At 40.4% G+C, this 1,414-nt stretch carries 1 protein-coding gene; it reads right to left on the bottom strand.

Annotation, left to right across the window (positions count from 1 at the left end; all coding sequences use genetic code 11):
• Positions 1-90 precede the first annotated feature (90 nt).
• Positions 91-1,323 carry an ISL3 family transposase gene (locus MUB24_RS22950; protein WP_244708061.1) on the bottom strand — a complete coding sequence of 411 codons (1,233 nt, stop codon included), beginning with the start codon at positions 1,321-1,323 and terminating at the stop codon, positions 91-93.
• Between the last annotated feature and the right edge of the window lie 91 nt (positions 1,324-1,414).

Genomic DNA, 1,414 nt, shown 5'->3' with positions numbered 1-1,414 from the left:
GGACTAGGGATGAGTTCGGTTGCGAGCGATACATGGCTCCAAACTGTAACTCATTCTTTTTTGTTTGTGTGCAACCAAAGGTGAAAATAGTCATGATTCCATGATCAAGTCGAGTTTATTCACTGTTGCGTAAATCATGGCGATAAAATTATCCGGAGTACGATATCCGCGTGCTTTTCTCTTGGCAGCTTGAACTAGGCTATTGATTCCCTCGAGTAGCCCATTGGTCATTTTGGTTTCAAACCATTTCAGAATGCCATCTTTATGGTTTTTTAATGATTGAGCCAATTTAATCATCGGTTCCAATTGAGACCGAATAGCCCAATCATACCATTCATCAAAGTACATCTCGGAAACAAGAGCAGATCTAGTAAACATTTTCTGTAGGGACAATTTCATACGGTAGGCTCTGCCTGTTGCTAAATCCATATCCTTTAGTTTGCCGAATTTATCCAGTTGGCTTTCAGTGAGATTCTCTTCGTTTTTAAGCCAAACATACCGAGAATTCTTAAGTTCTGGTTGGGTAGCCTGTTCTTGCTTGCGTACCTTATCTAATGCTTCGTTGACCAGTTTCATGACATGAAACTTATCAAAGGTAATCGATGCTTCAGGGAATTTCCTTTCAATGCCTGCAATGAACGATGGAGACATGTCGCAACAGAAGTCTTTGATTTGAGAACGCGGAACCCCTTTACTATCAAGGAATTGGCAGAATTGCTGCAAGACATCTGCTCCTTTTCCAGGTGTGACAAAAATGACCCGTTTGGTGTCCATATCAACAAATAATGTCACGTATTTATGACCCTTAGAACGTGAAGTTTCATCCATAGCCACACTTTTTACCTTGGATACATCAATGTTTTCAACGGCTTTCTCAACGTAATGTTTGAAAACTCTCCATAGACGAGTGTCATGTTCACCGACTTTACGTGCCACTGCGGCAACGGGCATTTCAACCATTAACGACAACACATGATATTCAAAAAGCGTGGAAAATCCGCCACCCGGGCGTGCCCAATCAATGATAACAGTACGTATCTTTCCACATGATTCACATTTAACCCTTGGCATTCTTGCATGAAGAATGGTTTGATACTGCCAAAAGTCAAGGTGTCTCCATGTACGATCTTGATCTTGAATGTCATGAACCTTACAACCTGGTGCCCCGCAATTTGGACATGAAAATTCGGCGCCTCTCCTGTATTCAATATAGATGTGAAGTGTTTTTTCTTTCTTAGCTAATTCATGATGGAAAACATACCACGGTTCGGGTATTTCTAAAGCAGATTGAAAAACGTTATAATCTTCTTGAAAATCTCTCATAAAGCTATCATCTCCTAGGTATTTTCGTAGTTTCTACCCAGTATTGACAGCTGTATGAGATTTTAAACTAAACATTAAATAGCGAGGAAGC

Source organism: Lederbergia sp. NSJ-179, from assembly GCF_022867885.1.
Classification (GTDB): Bacteria; Bacillota; Bacilli; order Bacillales; family Bacillaceae_C; genus Lederbergia.
This window is presented reverse-complemented; position numbering and strand designations above follow the sequence as displayed.